At 49.5% G+C, this 15,557-nt stretch carries 16 protein-coding genes and 1 pseudogene; 11 read left to right on the plus strand and 6 right to left on the minus strand.

What is annotated here, in order from left to right; genetic code table 11:
* The 3 genes from TY10_RS31395 to greA all read left to right on the plus strand — a co-directional run.
* The coding region (locus tag TY10_RS31395) for a hypothetical protein (protein WP_042162275.1) at positions 1 to 321 on the plus strand (321 nt) is incomplete at its 5' end.
* Between the two features lie 75 nt (positions 322 to 396).
* Complete coding sequence (locus TY10_RS07745) at positions 397 to 822, plus strand: VOC family protein (protein WP_042162277.1); 426 nt, start codon at positions 397 to 399, stop codon at positions 820 to 822.
* A 163-nt stretch (positions 823 to 985) separates the two neighbouring features.
* Positions 986 to 1,453, plus strand: a complete 468-nt coding sequence (gene greA, locus TY10_RS07750) for a transcription elongation factor GreA (protein WP_042162279.1) — start codon at positions 986 to 988, stop codon at positions 1,451 to 1,453.
* 101 nt (positions 1,454 to 1,554) lie between these two features.
* Here the strand turns inward: greA and TY10_RS07755 are convergent, their stop codons facing one another.
* A complete protein-coding gene (locus tag TY10_RS07755) occupies positions 1,555 to 2,445 on the minus strand; it encodes a LysR family transcriptional regulator (protein ID WP_042162281.1) in 891 nt (296 codons plus the stop codon).
* A 114-nt stretch (positions 2,446 to 2,559) separates the two neighbouring features.
* Here TY10_RS07755 and TY10_RS07760 point away from each other — a divergent pair, with 114 nt between their 5' ends.
* Positions 2,560 to 3,678, plus strand: coding sequence for a branched-chain amino acid aminotransferase (locus TY10_RS07760; protein ID WP_042162283.1), 1,119 nt, complete (start codon positions 2,560 to 2,562; stop codon positions 3,676 to 3,678).
* Here the strand turns inward: TY10_RS07760 and pdaA are convergent.
* Complete coding sequence (gene pdaA, locus TY10_RS07765) at positions 3,653 to 4,390, minus strand: delta-lactam-biosynthetic de-N-acetylase (RefSeq protein ID WP_238327509.1); 738 nt, start codon at positions 4,388 to 4,390, stop codon at positions 3,653 to 3,655. The genes TY10_RS07760 and pdaA overlap by 26 nt on opposite strands.
* A 198-nt stretch (positions 4,391 to 4,588) precedes the next feature.
* On the opposite strand from pdaA, the gene TY10_RS07770 reads away from it, so the two are divergent.
* The gene (locus TY10_RS07770) at positions 4,589 to 5,041 is read left to right on the plus strand and encodes a MarR family winged helix-turn-helix transcriptional regulator (protein ID WP_042162288.1); all 453 of its coding nucleotides are present in this window, start codon (positions 4,589 to 4,591) and stop codon (positions 5,039 to 5,041) included.
* A 4-nt stretch (positions 5,042 to 5,045) separates the two neighbouring features.
* Positions 5,046 to 6,281: an MFS transporter gene (locus TY10_RS07775; protein ID WP_238327506.1), complete on the plus strand. Its 1,236-nt coding sequence runs from the start codon at positions 5,046 to 5,048 to the stop codon at positions 6,279 to 6,281.
* Positions 6,282 to 6,343: 62 nt separating this feature from the next.
* Here the strand turns inward: TY10_RS07775 and TY10_RS07780 are convergent, their stop codons facing one another.
* Positions 6,344 to 6,535 carry a hypothetical protein gene (locus tag TY10_RS07780; RefSeq protein WP_042162290.1) on the minus strand — a complete coding sequence of 64 codons (192 nt, stop codon included), beginning with the start codon at positions 6,533 to 6,535 and terminating at the stop codon, positions 6,344 to 6,346.
* Between the two features lie 113 nt (positions 6,536 to 6,648).
* Between TY10_RS07780 and TY10_RS07785 the strand changes: the two genes are divergently transcribed.
* The 4 genes from TY10_RS07785 (at position 6,649) to TY10_RS07800 (ending at position 10,213) form a co-directional block, all read left to right on the plus strand.
* Positions 6,649 to 6,978, plus strand: coding sequence for a helix-turn-helix domain-containing protein (locus TY10_RS07785; protein ID WP_042162292.1), 330 nt, complete (start codon positions 6,649 to 6,651; stop codon positions 6,976 to 6,978).
* Positions 6,979 to 7,246: 268 nt separating this feature from the next.
* Positions 7,247 to 8,113 carry a class I SAM-dependent methyltransferase gene (locus TY10_RS07790; RefSeq protein WP_042162295.1) on the plus strand — a complete coding sequence of 289 codons (867 nt, stop codon included), beginning with the start codon at positions 7,247 to 7,249 and terminating at the stop codon, positions 8,111 to 8,113.
* Positions 8,113 to 8,853 carry an RluA family pseudouridine synthase gene (locus TY10_RS07795; RefSeq protein ID WP_042162297.1) on the plus strand — a complete coding sequence of 247 codons (741 nt, stop codon included), beginning with the start codon at positions 8,113 to 8,115 and terminating at the stop codon, positions 8,851 to 8,853. The genes TY10_RS07790 and TY10_RS07795 overlap by 1 nt, the downstream gene beginning before the upstream one ends.
* Positions 8,854 to 8,860: 7 nt before the next feature.
* Positions 8,861 to 10,213: a CapA family protein gene (locus TY10_RS07800; RefSeq protein WP_042162299.1), complete on the plus strand. Its 1,353-nt coding sequence runs from the start codon at positions 8,861 to 8,863 to the stop codon at positions 10,211 to 10,213.
* A 304-nt stretch (positions 10,214 to 10,517) separates the two neighbouring features.
* On the opposite strand, the pseudogene TY10_RS32210 reads toward TY10_RS07800, so the two are convergent.
* A pseudogene (locus tag TY10_RS32210) lies at positions 10,518 to 10,715 on the minus strand (MarR family transcriptional regulator); the annotation flags it as partial.
* A gap of 210 nt (positions 10,716 to 10,925) precedes the next feature.
* Between TY10_RS32210 and TY10_RS30980 the strand changes: the two are divergent.
* Positions 10,926 to 11,093, plus strand: a complete 168-nt coding sequence (locus TY10_RS30980; RefSeq protein ID WP_188887772.1) for a hypothetical protein — start codon at positions 10,926 to 10,928, stop codon at positions 11,091 to 11,093.
* Here the strand turns inward: TY10_RS30980 and gyrA are convergent.
* Positions 11,084 to 13,540: a DNA gyrase subunit A gene (gene gyrA, locus TY10_RS07810; RefSeq protein ID WP_042162303.1), complete on the minus strand. Its 2,457-nt coding sequence runs from the start codon at positions 13,538 to 13,540 to the stop codon at positions 11,084 to 11,086. The genes TY10_RS30980 and gyrA overlap by 10 nt on opposite strands.
* 11 nt (positions 13,541 to 13,551) lie before the next feature.
* The gene (parE, locus tag TY10_RS07815; RefSeq protein ID WP_042162305.1) at positions 13,552 to 15,522 is read right to left on the minus strand and encodes a DNA topoisomerase IV subunit B; all 1,971 of its coding nucleotides are present in this window, start codon (positions 15,520 to 15,522) and stop codon (positions 13,552 to 13,554) included.
* Positions 15,523 to 15,557 lie beyond the last annotated feature (35 nt).

Genomic DNA, 15,557 nt, shown 5'->3' on the forward strand with positions numbered 1-15,557 from the left:
AAGTTGATCCCTGTTCGTATAATAATATTGACGATAACGGCAATCCTTTCAGTCGGGGTTTATCATTTATTGGAGGGTTCGATTATTTGGGTTGGCATGATAAATGTGTTGATTACCATTATTCTTTGTAAGTTATTTAAAACTTCTGTTCCTGTTGCATTTGGAATTTCGTTAATGCCTCTTATTTCTACACCCTGGGCGAGCTGGTGGTTTCCAATCGGTGTTTTTGTTACTACAGGTGCTCTAATGTGTATCTCGGTAACCTATCGTCAGTACAAAAGAACATTGGACATAAAACAGAGCTCAACAACAACTCGTTAATCAGACACTCGATATACGCATTAGAACATGCTACAATAGGCGTGCCAGTCCAATTAACGACAGGGAGTGAATGGAATGTCAATTGACGTTTATCTGAATTTCAACGGAAATACCCGTCAAGCGGTCGAGTTTTATGCAGAGGTGTTCGAGACGGAATCTCCTTCGATCATGACTTTCGGAGAAACGCCTCCAGATCCGAACTATCCGCTTCCAGAGGAAGCGAAAAACTTGGTTATGCATACGAGATTGAACATTATGGGCAGCAATGTCATGTTCTCCGATGTATTCCCGGGCATGCCCTATACGGCTGGCACCAACATCAGCTTGTCTATCGTCAACAAAGATATCGAGCTGCTGAAGTCGCTGTTCCATAAGCTGAAAGAAGGCGGAACGGTCGGAATGGAGCTGCAAGAAACGTTCTGGTCTAAACTGTACGGGAACTTAACGGACAAGTTTGGAATTCAGTGGCAAATCAATCATGAAGACAACGGAAACGGCTAAACAATAACCCCAGCGATTGGTCGGAACCCCCGATTGATCGCTTTTTTTATCCCCCTTGCCCTTCTTTCCAGAATGGTTAATAACTTTTTTCAATCTTTTTCGCATCCCCGGACTTTTTAGTGTAGAATTGATCTATTAAAACGTTAGGGGCTGTTTGGAACATATGTCTAATGAAGTTTTATTGACCGCGGAAGGCTTGAACAAGCTGGAGTTAGAACTTGAGGAACTCAAAACAGTCAAACGGGCGGAGCTCGCGCAGCGTCTTAAAGTAGCGATCAGCTATGGCGACCTGAAGGAAAACAGTGAATACCACTCGGCCAAGGACGATCAGGCTTTTATGGAGACGAGAATTCAGACGATTGAACGGATGCTGAAAAAAGTCCGTGTCGTCGAAAGCTCCAGCACGTCCAAGGTACAGATTGGCTCCATCGTCGTGTTGAATGACATTGAGATGGCGGAAAAAATTGAATACCGAGTCGTCGGCCCTGCAGAAGCTGATGTATTGGATAATAAAATATCGTATGAAAGCCCCCTTGGCGTTGCCTTGATCGGGAAATCGGTCGGTGATGAGATTAATGTCTCGGCTCCGGTGGGCACGATTAAATACGAATTACTCGAAATTAAAGTTTAATTCCTACAGCAGCACAGAAAGAAAGCGAAGCCGGTTATTTACCTGAACCCGGCTTCGCTTTTTCGTATTTCTATGATTGACGCCTCGATCTTGATCCTTAATCAATTCATAAACAACTCAATAAAATGCCGGGCGCTTTTGGATAAATACCGGTCCTTAAGCCACAATATACCGACATCTGATTCAAAGTCGGCATCGGCGATGGTGAGCATCTTAATCGTAGGCAGCGGGAAAGAAGCCATAACCGATTTCGGGAAGACAGTCGCGCCGATACCAGCCGCTACGAGCGCCATAATAACGGCAACACTAGAGCATTCGCATATGACATTCGGCTCGAAACCATGCGACCTGGCTTCTACCATAACCTGATGATGCATACCGGTTGTCCGGTCTGTTTTCAAGGTAAGAAACGGCAGCCCATCCAGCTCTCTCATATTCATCGTCTGCTTTGAAGGATCGTCCACCCAAGACGTCGGCATAACGGCTACGTAGGGGTCGGATGGCAGCTTTAGCACGGACAACGGCTTCATCTCCGGAGATGATTCCAGAGGCAGCCGCGCAACGATCAGCTCAATGCTGCGTCGTTCCAGCTGAGAGCCAAGCAAGTAATGATCGCCTTCGGCGATTTTGAACGTAACTTGCGGGTACAGCTTGCGGAAACGCTCGATCGTCGGCGGCAGCAAGGAGATGCAAGAAACGACGGAGCCTATGGCGAGCACACCCTGCACGCCTTCGTCCAGCTCCTTCACTTCTTTAAGCGTCTCACCAAACTGGTGAAGCAGTTGCTCGGCCTTGTCTCTCAGCAGCTCGCCCGCATGTGTCAGCAGCAGACCTTTCCCGCTCCGGTCGAACAGCGTGACGCCAAGCTCTTCCTCCATTAGCTTCAATTGCCTACTAAGCGGAGGCTGCTCCATGTTCAGCGCTTTGGCTGCTCTCGTAATTTGTCCCTCATTTGCAATTGCCAAAAAGTAACGCAGCTGCCTTATATCCATCTCTACCTCCACCCCATACCTATAAGGTATGGCTCTCCGATAAAACTGATATTTTTAATATACCTAATGTAATGTTACGATTCAACTAAGTATCTGCAGAGGAGATGTTTTGGAATGAATGCAAACATCCGTATCGAACTGTCCACGAATAAAAAGCAAAAGCCGGAAGTGTCAGAGCTAGGCTTCGGCAAATACTATACCGATCATATGGTGATGCTAGATTATGACGCATCCATCGGCTGGCATGACGCTCGCGTCGTTCCTTACCAACCGATCACCCTTGACCCTGCCGCTAAAGTTTTTCATTACGGACAAACTGTATTCGAAGGACTTAAAGCTTATTTAACGTCAGACGGCGCTATCCGCTTGTTCCGTCCGCGTAAAAACTTCGAGCGGTTGAACCGCTCCAACGAACGACTCAGCATTCCGCATCTCGACGAAGAGCTTGCACTGGAAGCGCTTAAGCAGCTCATCTTGACCGACCGGGAATGGATTCCATCCGCAGAAGGCACTTCGCTGTACATTCGTCCTTTCATTATTGCAACGGAAGCTGCGCTTGGCGTAAATCCTTCCACGCAATACAAATTTATGATCATCATGTCGCCTGTTGGTTCGTATTATGCTGAAGGTATTCATCCGGTTAAAATTTTCGTCGAATCCGAATATGTACGAGCTGTAAAAGGCGGCGTAGGCAACGCAAAAACCGCCGGCAATTACGCGGCGGGATTGAAAGCGCAAGAGAACGCTACGAAGCATGGCAGCTCGCAAGTGCTATGGCTCGACGGCGTTCACCGGAAATATATCGAAGAGGTCGGCAGCATGAATGTCTTCTTCAATATTAACGGAACAATTGTAACACCAGCGCTGAACGGCAGCATTTTGGACGGTATCACTCGCGACTCCATCATTCAACTGCTGAAGCATTGGAACATTCCGGTTGAGGAACGTACCGTTTCCATCGATGAGATTGTTGAAGCGCATAGCAACGGCTCCCTTATTGAAGCATTCGGAACGGGAACCGCTGCCGTTATTTCGCCAATCGGCGAATTGCTCTGGCTTGGTCATAAGCTGTCGATCAACAACGGCCAGACCGGTGAGCTTTCTGCCAAACTGTATAACAATTTAACGGGCATTCAAAAAGGGACGGTAGAGGATCCATTCGGCTGGATTACTGTACTCGATGACCGGGAAGCAACCGGCGTATCCGCTAACGCTCAGTCCCATAAGTCTTAGTCTCCATCTGATCTAAGCTTTTGAACACATAGCCTTGCTTTTTGGCCTCTTCTATAATCGCACCGAGCGCTCCGGCATTATCCTTCGATACCGTGTGCAGTAAAATAACTGCGCCAGGATGAAGCTGCTTCATGACTTGCTCGTAGGCGTAGGAGGGGCCTTTTTGGCTATTCACATCCCAATCCTTGTAGGCGACGGACCAGAATACGTTCGTATACCCCGAATCCTTGCTCACCGCAAGCACATTGTCGTTAAAAATACCTCTCGGAGGCCTTAAGTACGACATCATCGGCTGACCGGTCAATGCGGTTACCCCCTCCTTCACCTTTTCTAATTCACTTCGAATCTGCTCCGCTGACAATTGCGTCATATCCGGGTGGCTCCAGGAATGGTTGCCAACCAAGTGGCCTTCAGCCGCCATCCGTTTCACCAAATCCGGCTGATCCTTCACATAATGTCCCGTTACGAAAAACACGGCAGGCACCTGCTTTTCTTTCAGCACATCAAGCACTTGAGACGTAAATCCATTCTCATATCCGTTGTCAAACGTTAAATACAGCTCTTTTTGCTCCGTATTTCCCAGAAAGATAGCACCATGCTTCATGACGATGTCTTTGAATCCTTCTTCATTAATCGAAGGCAATTGTCCGCCGACACTTTTTTTGAAGCCGAAATGAAAGGCGCCAGAAGCGCCAAACGCCGTTCCCACCATTAATACAAATACAAACGCTGCAATCCAGAAGGAACGGAGCATCGTGTTTGCCATCTTGATCTTCCCCTTTACCATGAATGTGTTTCCTTTACTTTTCCCCACGCCGGCTCTTTGTATAAATGGCTGATGTCATTGACAAATAAAGTTGCCTCACTTATAGTTGTTTAAACAACTAAATTAGAGGTGGAGATAAATCAGATGCGGCAACAAGGGCTAGACCATTCCCTCGGATTTGTAATGGGCATATCGTACCGCAGAATGAACCAATTGTTCATGACGCGCATTAAATCCTTTGACCTCACACCGGAGCAATGGTCGGTGCTTTATCGAATTAGAGAGCAGGACGGCATGATTCAGAAGGATATTGCTGAGAAATCGGGCAAAGACAAGCCTACTACGACCCGAATTTTGGATTCGCTCGAAGCGAAAGGTTATGTGACGAAAAAAATCGGCAAAAACGACCGGCGTTCCTATCATGTGCATATTACCGAAGCCGGTATACAAGCTGCTGACGAAATTGCGCCAATTGAGTATCAAGTACTGCGTGATGTATCCGGTGTGTTAACCGATGAGGAGTATGCGCTCATGATCAGCATGTTGAACAAGCTAAGCATTCAGGCAGCAAGCTTGCTTGAACAGGAAAAGGAGTAAAAGAATGAATGACATCATGAACACACATCAAGAAAAACTGTGGACGAAAAGCTTCATTGTGCTGACTGTCAGCTACTTATTATTGTTTCTGAGCTTGCAGATGCTGCTGTCGCCTTTTCCCGCTTATGCCAAAGAGCAGTTTCATCCCGGAAACTTCACACTCAGCCTCGTGACCAGCTTATTCGCTTTGTCCGCTATTGCAACCCGTTTTGCGACGGCCAGCCTGCTTCGTTTCGTACATCGCAATACGATTTTGCTCGCTGGCATCGTACTGGCGGCATTGACTACATTTCTGTATCCCTATGCATCTACGATGACGCAGCTCCTTGTGCTGCGCGTGCTTTTCGGCATCGGCTTTGGGATGACTAGTACGGTGCTTCCAACGCTCGTCTCGCAAATCATCCCGCGTAAACGGCTTGGCGAAGGTGTCGGCTACTTCGGCCTATCAACAAGCATAGCCATGTCCATCGGTCCGATGATTGGCTTATCAGTCATTAGAGACTACGGATTTGAGACCCTTTCAGCAATGGGCACCATCGCAGCCTTTGCGATTATCCCCTTGCTGCTTCTTACAAGAAGTATTCCTGCGCAATCGGAAAATCCAAAGCAGCAGATGCAGAGCATAGTTACGGCATCAATAAGCAGCAGCGGCAAGGCGAAGAAAGGCAAGATGCTCATTCCGGCTTTGCTGAACATGCTCATGTCTGTTTCCTATGGCGGTCTGCTTGGTTTTTTGGCGCTGTTCGGCCAGGAGAAGCATCTAGACGGGATTGGCTTGTTTTTTCTGTTCATTGCCTGTACCGTACTTATCATCCGGCCAATTTCAGGCCGTATATTCGACCGCAGAGGTCCAGCTCTCGTGCTGATACCTGGTGCAATCATCATTATCGCAAGCATGCTTATTCTTTCCTATGCCAATTCGATGCCGCTTGTTATTGTATCCGCCCTGCTCTACGGACTTGGCTTCGGCGCCATCCAGCCGACTACACAGGCCTGGATGCTTCGTGAAGCTTCACCGGAGCGTCACGGTACGGTTAACAGTCTCTACTATAATTCAACGGACTTTGGCGTTGCCGCTGGTTCCATGCTGCTCGGCATTATTGCATCGGCTTCCAGCTATTCGATTATGTACAGATACGCCGCTTGCGTGATGGTTTTGTTCCTTATCGTCTACTCTATCCAGCATATAGTGAGCCGGAGAAGCAACAACAGCAGCCATTCTGCTGCAGTTGGCAAATAAACGAAAAAGGCTTGAGAACAGATCAATGAAGATCCAGCTCAAGCCTTTTTTGCTTCTGTTGTCTATTCCAGCTTGTCCAACCGATAGGTATAGCCGCAAAATTTACATTTGAACAGAACACTATTTTCCCAAATAATATAGGTCATTCTGTCGTCGTCTTCAAGCTCTATATACTCTCTTCCGCTTTCATCGCTGTCTCCCGTTGCGAACAAAGCGGTTTGATTGCCGCATTCACATTCAAACTTCATTACCATTAAAAAAACCTCATTTCTTAATCATAATTTTAGATAAGGCTTGACAACGATACAATTCGTATCATAAATTACTAATAGTAGGTGTATTTATAAACGTAAGGAGCTATGGGAAAATGACGACGATGGGAGATCGCTTAAGGGAGCTTCGCATTCGCAATTGCTTGTCGCAAGAAGCCGTTGCCCGCATTATCGGTATTACCCGTTCCGCCTACAGTCATTACGAGATCAACAATCGGCAGCCCGTATACGATACGTTGATCAAACTCGCCGGCTTTTTCCATGTGACGACAGACTATATTATACATGGCGATTCCCGCGAGAACCAGCATCATGACGCTCCGGCGGATACGATTGAAATCATTCGTCTATTGAACAACATGGACCATACGAAACGCAAGCAGTCAATTGATAAAATGATGGATGTCATCCGCGAGGCCGAATAGCCGTTGTCGCCAGTCGACGCGGCTTCCTGGGCTTTCCTCGTAGAACACCCTCGCCCCTTTAGATACATATTGTATCAAATTGATTTTCCTCTTCTTTCTCAACCTTCCTTTATCCAATCCGTACCTGTCATTTTCTTTCAAAAAAAGGCTATGTAATTTGCGAATAAATGCCTGCTTTCAATTGATTCATCCTTCCACCTTCGCTATAATTATCTGATGACCTCATTATAATACAAAAAAATTGCATTTAGGAAGGATTGCTATATCCATGTACGTTGCAGATAAATGGAATGACTATGAGCTGATCGATACAGGGGCGGGGGACAAGCTTGAGCGTTGGGGCTCCCATATTTTACGCAGGCCTGACCCGCAAATTATTTGGCCAATCAGCAATGAAAGCGGCTTGTGGAAGCAAGCAGACGGCCACTATCACCGCAGCTCCTCCGGCGGCGGCCAGTGGCAGATGAAGCCAAGCCTGCCGGAACGCTGGACCATCGCTTACGGCGATCTGAAATTCCACATTAAACCGACCAACTTCAAGCATACCGGCTTATTCCCTGAGCAGGCCGTCAACTGGAGCTGGATGATGGACAAAATTAAAAACGCAGGACGGCCAATTCGCGTCCTTAACCTGTTCGCATATTCGGGCGGAGCGACCGTAGCCGCTGCGGCAGCAGGCGCCGAAGTCGTTCACGTTGACGCTGCTAAAGGCATGGTTCAGTGGGCCAAGGAAAACGCCCAGCTATCCGGCCTGGAGAACGCTCCGATCCGGTACATTACCGATGACGTCTTCAAATTCGTTCAGCGCGAGCAGCGCCGCGGACGCCAATATGACGCCATCATTATGGACCCTCCTTCATACGGCCGCGGACCTAACGGCGAGACGTGGAAGCTGGAAGAGAATCTATACCCGTTCGTTGAGTTTTGTACATCGATTTTGTCGGACAATCCTCTGTTCCTGCTTATCAACTCCTATACGACAGGCCTCTCTCCATCCGTGCTTCACAACCTGCTTCATATGACGATGAAGGGCAAATACGGCGGAGAAATTAACTGTGGCGAAATCGGCTTGCCGATCACAGCATCCGGACTGAATCTGCCATGCGGCATTCTGGGCCGCTGGGAGTCGAAGTAATGGCAGCCGCTAAAGCGCCTTTGCCATCCATAGAGGTTCTTTACGAGGATAACCATATGCTTGCGGTCGTCAAGCCGCCCGGCATCCCTTCTCAAGAGGACGAGTCGGGCGACCCGGACATGCTGACGCTAATTAAGGAAGACTTGAAAGAACGCCATAACAAGCCGGGGAATGTGTTTCTCGGCCTTGTTCATCGGCTGGACCGGCAAGTTGGCGGTGTCATGGTTTTTGCCAAAACATCCAAAGGCGCTTCCCGGTTGTCGGAATCGGTGCGCAACCGCAGCTTTGGCAAAACCTATATGTGCGTCGTGCATGGTTCTCCTGCTGCCGCCAAGGCACAGCTGCGCCATTATATCCGCAAAGACGCGAAGCGCAATCAGGTGACGGTATTTAACGCTCCTGCCGCTGAAGCAAAAGAAGCAATTCTCGATTACGCTGTCATCGCCAGTCAAGGCAGCCGCTCACTCGTTGCAATCAGACTGCATACAGGCAGACCGCATCAAATCCGCGCCCAGATGGCGCATATCGGCTGTCCGCTCCTTGCAGACCGCAAATACGGCGCTCCGGCTACCAGCGGAGTATCAGACCCGGCACTATGGTCAACCTCTATTTCCGTGCCTCATCCGGTCAGCAAAGAAAGCATGCTTTTCCGCTCGCTTCCTTTCGGCTCGGCAGCATGGACGTGGTGGACACCTTCCCAATTGGAGCAAGCGGCCAATTGGTTCATACAGGAAGGATGAATTGTTGATGCGCCGAAAGCGACAACGAAAACCTGTTTTTCTCAGCTTTATCCTCCTGCTCCTTGCGGCAGCAGGAGTTTCTTTTATCATCATCGCTACACTGATGGACGATACACCTGCAAAGCCTGCGAGCGGCCAAATAGCCGACTCCGCATCTCCGGGCGACAGACAGCCAGATGCCACTTCAACGATAGGGATACAGGAGCCTGAAGCTACCGCAACCCCTTCGCCCGCCATTACACCATCTCCATCACCATCACTACCCCCATCACCAACAGTTTCGCCTTCTCCGTCGCCTCCGCCAAAACCAGAATTTGCAGAAGCGGAATGGATTGCAGTGGGCGACGTGATGATGCATAAACCGCAAGTTCCCGGAGCTTATGACGAGAAGACCAAAACTTACAATTTTAATTCTTATTTCACATTAGTGAAACCGATTCTATCGCAGGGTGACTGGGTGCTGGCCAATCTGGAGACTCCGGTGGCAGGAAGCTCTTACGGCTATACCGGGTATCCAAGCTTTAATGCACCGGTCGAGCTGCTGGAAGCACTGGAATACGCAGGCTTTAACATCTTGACGACAGCAAACAATCACTCGCTCGATAAGGGCGGCAAAGGGCTGCTGCGCACGCTGGACAACTTGAAGAAATACAAGTTCGCGATTAAAGGAACAGCAGCCTCACAAGCAGAAGCTAATAAGAATGTGATCATCGAAAAAAACGGTATTAAGATGGGGCTGCTCTCTTATACTTACGGAACGAACGGCATCCCGCTTCCGCAAGGGAAACCCTATATGGTATCTCTAATTGATGAGAAGAAGATGATAGCGGATATTGCCAAAACAAAAGCAGCCGGCGCCGATTTCGTTACGATTGCTCTCCACTTCGGAATTGAGTATCAGACGCAGCCTAACGATGAGCAGAAAAGGCTGGCTCGCAAGCTCGTAGCTGCTGGGGCGGACATAATAGCGGGTTCCCACCCCCATGTCATACAGCCTTACGAGGTGCTGGAGACGACGGATGAAGAAGGCAAGACCAGACAAGGACTCATCATTTATTCTATGGGCAATTTCATCTCCAACCAACGCGAAGAGACGAAGGATTATGGCATTATCTATAAAGTACTTATTCGTAAAAATATCGCGGATCACACGATCCAGTTTGGCGAGATTGAAACCATTCCTACGTGGGTTCATCGCTACCAGCCGGACAACAACTATCGCTACCGTATTCTGCCGGTCGAGCAGACATTAGAGGCATTCGCCACCGGTACGAAAGACGAGCTGCTCTCTGCTGCTGATTATAATGCGATGGAGAGTACGCTGAAGCAGCTGCGTAAACGAATGTCCGCCATGAAATAATAGCTGTAAACAAAAGCCGGCCCTCCGGATACAACCCAACAGGGTTGATCCGGAGGGCCGGCTTTTGTTTCGGGCAGCTTTTACAGGCTGCTGCCTTTATGCGTTTGCCACTTTCGCCCAGCAAATAAACGAGCAGCTGCTGATTGTGGGCCGATATCCGGTCCAGCGACTCCTCAAACAGCTTGGAGCGGATTTCTCTGCCCCTCTCTGCCTCAGCTCGTCCCTTATCCGATACGGACACCCACACGATCCTGCGGTCATTGTCGTCGCGCGTACGCACAATCAGCTCATTGCGTTCCATCCGGTCCAGCAGCGTCGTAATCGCCGCTGGCGTCGTGGATAAATGCTGCAGCAAATCGGATGGCTTCATCGGCTCAAATTGCAGCATCAGTTCGAGCACGTTAAGCTGGCCTTCTGTCAAAGGGGCCAACCCTTCTTCCAGACTCATCTTCCACTCTCTCGTCAACTTCGTCCATAATCGAGTAAATTCTTCAGAAACCATACCGACACCCGCTTCCTGTCCGATTTTCTCCTTATTCCCAATTATACCAAACGCCAATGTCGAATAAAAGGTTAACCCGATTAATAATTTGAGTCATTAATCGCGATAGTTCCGAACGTTTTGACAAGACTAGACATACAATGAGCATAGGCGATCTCCCTATTTGTCAATGTATTGTATACCCCAACGCCGGATTAAAGGAGTGATCCCATGGAAGAGCACAAAGCGGAAATCATTCGGAAAATAAAAGCTTACGGCATAATAAAAGACCCGCAATGGCTGGACCGCCCGGATGAGCTGGTGCCATTGTGGGTCATGCTTGATGCGATGGTCAAATTGATCGAGCGCTTCGATCCGCCGAACCGTCCTTACGATTGATGGGACGAGAGCGCCGGACGAATAATGATCGAATCGATCGTGTCATTCTTCTCTACCGGTACCAGCAGCTTGCCGATTGACTTGCGGTCTTCGATCGGTGCTTTCTCCGTCGAGGCCGACAGATGTGCACCAGACGCCGTAAGCGCAATGATATCGGAGGCTTCCTTGCAGTACAATGCGGCAACGAGCACATCGCCGTTTGGCTTCACTCGTTTGCCTTCTTTGAATTCGAAGGTCTGTACACCTTTTCCGCCCCGGCCCTGGACTGGATAATCAAGCAGCAGCGTCCGTTTGGCGTAGCCAATATCGGTTACGACGAGCAGCTCGCCTTCATCATCTGCGACCCATTCGGCTGCAACAAGCTCATCATCATCCTTGAGCTGCATACCGCGAACGCCTGCCGCCACGCGTCCCATCGGGTTCACTTCGCTCTCTGTGAAGCGTATGCTCATCCCCTGCTTGCTGACTAGCAGCAGTTGCTGTGCACCGTCACTCACCTGCACGCGTATAATTTCGTCGCCGTCCGCCACCTTACAGGCTGTAATGGCCGTAGAACGCGTCGTCATATATTCCTTCAACTCTGTACGCTTAACCTGCCCGCGCTTCGTTACGAAGACGAGAGACACCTCAGAGGCGTTGAAATCCTTCACCGGGATAATGCTAATAACAGAATCATCCTTCGGAATCGGTACGATATTGACAATCGCCGTACCGGTATCCTTCCATTTGAACTCTGGAATTTGATGGACAGGCAGCATATAGTATTGGCCTTTCCGGGTGAACAGCAGCAGGTTGTCAATCGTATTGACTTCGTACAAGCTGCTGATCATATCGCCTTCCTTGACGCCGGCATTCTCCAGATCGCCGCCGGAGCGTGTGAAGGACAGCATGCTCGTCCGCTTCATGTAACCCTCGCGGCTAAGCGTTACCAGCACATCCTCTGGTGTAACGAGTACTTCCAGATTAACTTTAAGCTCTTCAACCTCACCGCGAATTTCGCTGCGGCGGTCGATGCCGTATTTATCGCGGATTTCAATAAGCTCTTCCTTGATGACGGACAACAGCTTCTTCTCACTATCGAGTATCGAACGGAAGTAAGCGATGCGCTTCATCATTTCCTTAAGCTCTTTCTCCAGCGATGTAATCTCAAGATTGGTCAGGCGATAGAGCTGCAAGGTAAGAATCGCGTCAGCCTGACGCTCACTGAACCCGAATTTCTCGACCAGATTGTTTTGTGCGTCCGCCCGGTTTTTCGATGCTTTGATCGTCGCAATAACTTCATCAAGCAGATTCAGCGCTTTAACAAGACCTTCAACGACATGCGCACGGTCTTCCGCCTTCTCCAAATCGTATTGCGTCCGGAACGTTACAACTTCCTTCTGATGCTCAATATAAGCGCTTAATATTTGCTTAATGCCAAGCTGCAGAGGCGCCTTGTTAACGATTGCAACCATGTTAAAGTTATATGTCACCTGCAAATCAGTCTTCTTCAGCAAGTAAGCCAGTATGCCGTTCGCATCCGCTTCTTTCTTCAACTCGACTACGATTCTGAGGCCGTTGCGTCCGCTTTCGTCACGAACCTCGGCAATGCCCTCTACCTTCTTCTCCAAGCGGATATTTTCCATGGCAGTAACGAGCCTGGATTTCACGACCTGATACGGAATTTCCGTAATCGTAATCTGCTGGCGTCCGCCGCGCATATCTTCGATTTTCACTTGGGAACGAATATAGATCCGGCCTTTTCCCGTCGCATAAGCGTCGCGAATGCCTTCTTCGCCCATAATAACGCCGCCCGTAGGAAAATCCGGCGCCTTTATAATCGTCATCAGCTCTTCCAGTTGAAGGTCGGGACGATTCATAATTGCGATACAGCCATCGATAACCTCGCGCAAATTATGCGGCGGAATCTCCGTAGCAAAGCCGGCGGAAATGCCGGATACGCCGTTCACGAGCAAGTTCGGATAACGCGACGGCAGCACGACAGGCTCTTTGGTCGTGTTATCGAAGTTGTCCTTGAACTGGACGGTTCGTTTCTCAATATCGCGCAGCAGCTCCATTGCGATCGGCGACAAGCGAGCTTCTGTATAACGCATAGCTGCAGCCGGATCATCGTCCATCGAGCCCCAGTTGCCATGGCCGTCTACGAGGACATGGCCCATTTTCCAAGGCTGCGCCATCCGTACCATACCTTCATAGATCGAAGAATCGCCATGCGGATGATAGTTGCCCATTACGTCGCCGACCGTTTTCGCTGACTTGCGGTATGGCTTGTCCGGCGTGTTGCTGGAATCGTACATTGCGTATAAAATCCGGCGTTGAACCGGCTTGAGGCCATCCCGAACGTCAGGAATGGCGCGGTCTTGAATAATATATTTCGAATAGCGTCCGAATCGGTCACCGACGACCTCTTCCAAATACGCCGGTAAAAACTGTTCGAGCATACCCATGTCGTTGCCCCCTATTCCTCATACTCCGTGAAGTCGACATTTTCCAATATCCACCGTTTGCGCGGATCGACCTTATCGCCCATCAAGGCGGAAACCCGGCGCTCCGCTTTCGCTGCATCTTCAATCTGCACCTGCAGCAGCGTGCGCGTCTCGGGATTCATCGTCGTCTCCCACAGTTGATCCGGATTCATCTCACCAAGTCCTTTATAGCGCTGGAGCTCAAAGCTTTTGCCAAATTCCTTCAAGTAATTTTGCAGCTGCTCGTCCGTCCAGGCATAACGCACCGTTTCCAGCTTCCCGGACTTGCGGGAAATTTTGTACAATGGCGGCTGCGCGATGTAGATCCGGCCTGTATCAATAAGCGGCTTCATATAGCGGTAAAAGAACGTCAGCAAGAGCACTTGGATATGCGCGCCATCCGTATCCGCGTCGGTCATAATGATAATCTTGTTGTAGTTGCATTCCTCGACGTCAAATTCCGGACCAACTCCTGCTCCGATCGACGCGATAATGGCTTTGTACTCGTCATTCTTCAAGATGTCGAGCAGCTTCGCTTTCTCCGGATTCATCGGCTTGCCCTTAAGCGGCAGAATCGCCTGATATTTCGAATCACGGCCTTGCTTCGCTGAACCGCCAGCCGAATCGCCTTCGACGATAAACAGCTCATTACGGGTAAAATCCTTCGATTGCGCCGGAGTGAGCTTACCGTTCAAGTTGGAGCTTTCGCTCTTTTTCTTCCCGCTGCGAATTTCCTCACGGGCTTTACGAGCCGCCTCACGCGCCTTTGAAGCCTGTACAGCCTTCTTGAGCAGCGATTGGGCTACCTGCGGATTTTCCTCCAGGAAAACCTGCATTTTGTCCGTTACAACCGCATCTACCGCACTTCTCGCGGAAGCGCTGCCGAGCTGATCCTTCGTCTGTCCGACGAATTCGACTTCGCCCATCTTGATGTTGATGACAGACATCATCCCTTCGCGCAAATCATTGCCCTCCAGGTTTTTATCCTTTTCCTTCAGCAGCCCTGCTTTGCGGGCATAATCGTTCATGACGCGCGTATACGCCGTCTTGAATCCGGTCTCATGCGTACCGCCGCCGCGTGTCGGAATGGAGTTGACGAAGGAAGCGATCGTTTCCGTATAGCCGTCGTTGTACTGCAATGCGACTTCGACCTCAATGTCATCCCGCTCGCCTGCGAAATGAATGACGTCATGAAGCACGGTTTTGTCTTCATTCAAATATTCGACGAATTGTTTGGCGCCGCCCTCGTAATGAAACACGTCCTGTTTGCCGCTCCGGTCGTCTTTAATCGTCACCTTCAAGCCAGAGTTGAGGAAGGCGATCTCCTGCAGACGTTCTGCCAGCGTATCGTAGTTGAGGGAAATCCCATTTTGAAACACGCGCACGTCGGGCTTGAACGTTACCTTCGTCCCGGTCCGGTTAGTTGAACCGACAACTTCAAGTCCGGTTACAGGCTCGCCGACATGCTCCTTGCCTTTTTTATCAACCCAATACTCGAAACGCATTTTATGTATTTTGCCGTCACGGAAAATTTCAACCTCCAGCCACTCCGACAACGCATTCGTTACAGATGCGCCTACGCCGTGAAGACCGCCGGACTTCTTATAGCCCGAACCGCCGAACTTTCCGCCTGCATGAAGAATCGTATAAACGACCTGCGGGGTTGGAATGCCTGTTTTGTGCATGCCTGTAGGAATGCCCCTGCCATTGTCGTGAACCGTTATAGAACCGTTTTTATGTAAGGTGACGTCAATAGCCGAACAAAATTTGGCTAAATGCTCGTCCACCGCATTATCGACAATTTCCCAAACGAGATGATGCAAGCCTGAACTGCTGGTGCTTCCGATATACATGCCCGGCCGTTTGCGCACAGCCGTTAATCCTTCCAGAACCTGTATATCATCAGCCTCATAATTGCGATCAGCCGCTGTAGAATTCGGGGAAAAATCAAGTTGTTCTGCCATAGGGCCTGGCCCTCCTTATTTATTGCGTTTCCATA

The organism is Paenibacillus gorillae, from assembly GCF_000513275.1.
GTDB lineage: Bacteria > Bacillota > Bacilli > Paenibacillales > Paenibacillaceae > Pristimantibacillus > Pristimantibacillus gorillae.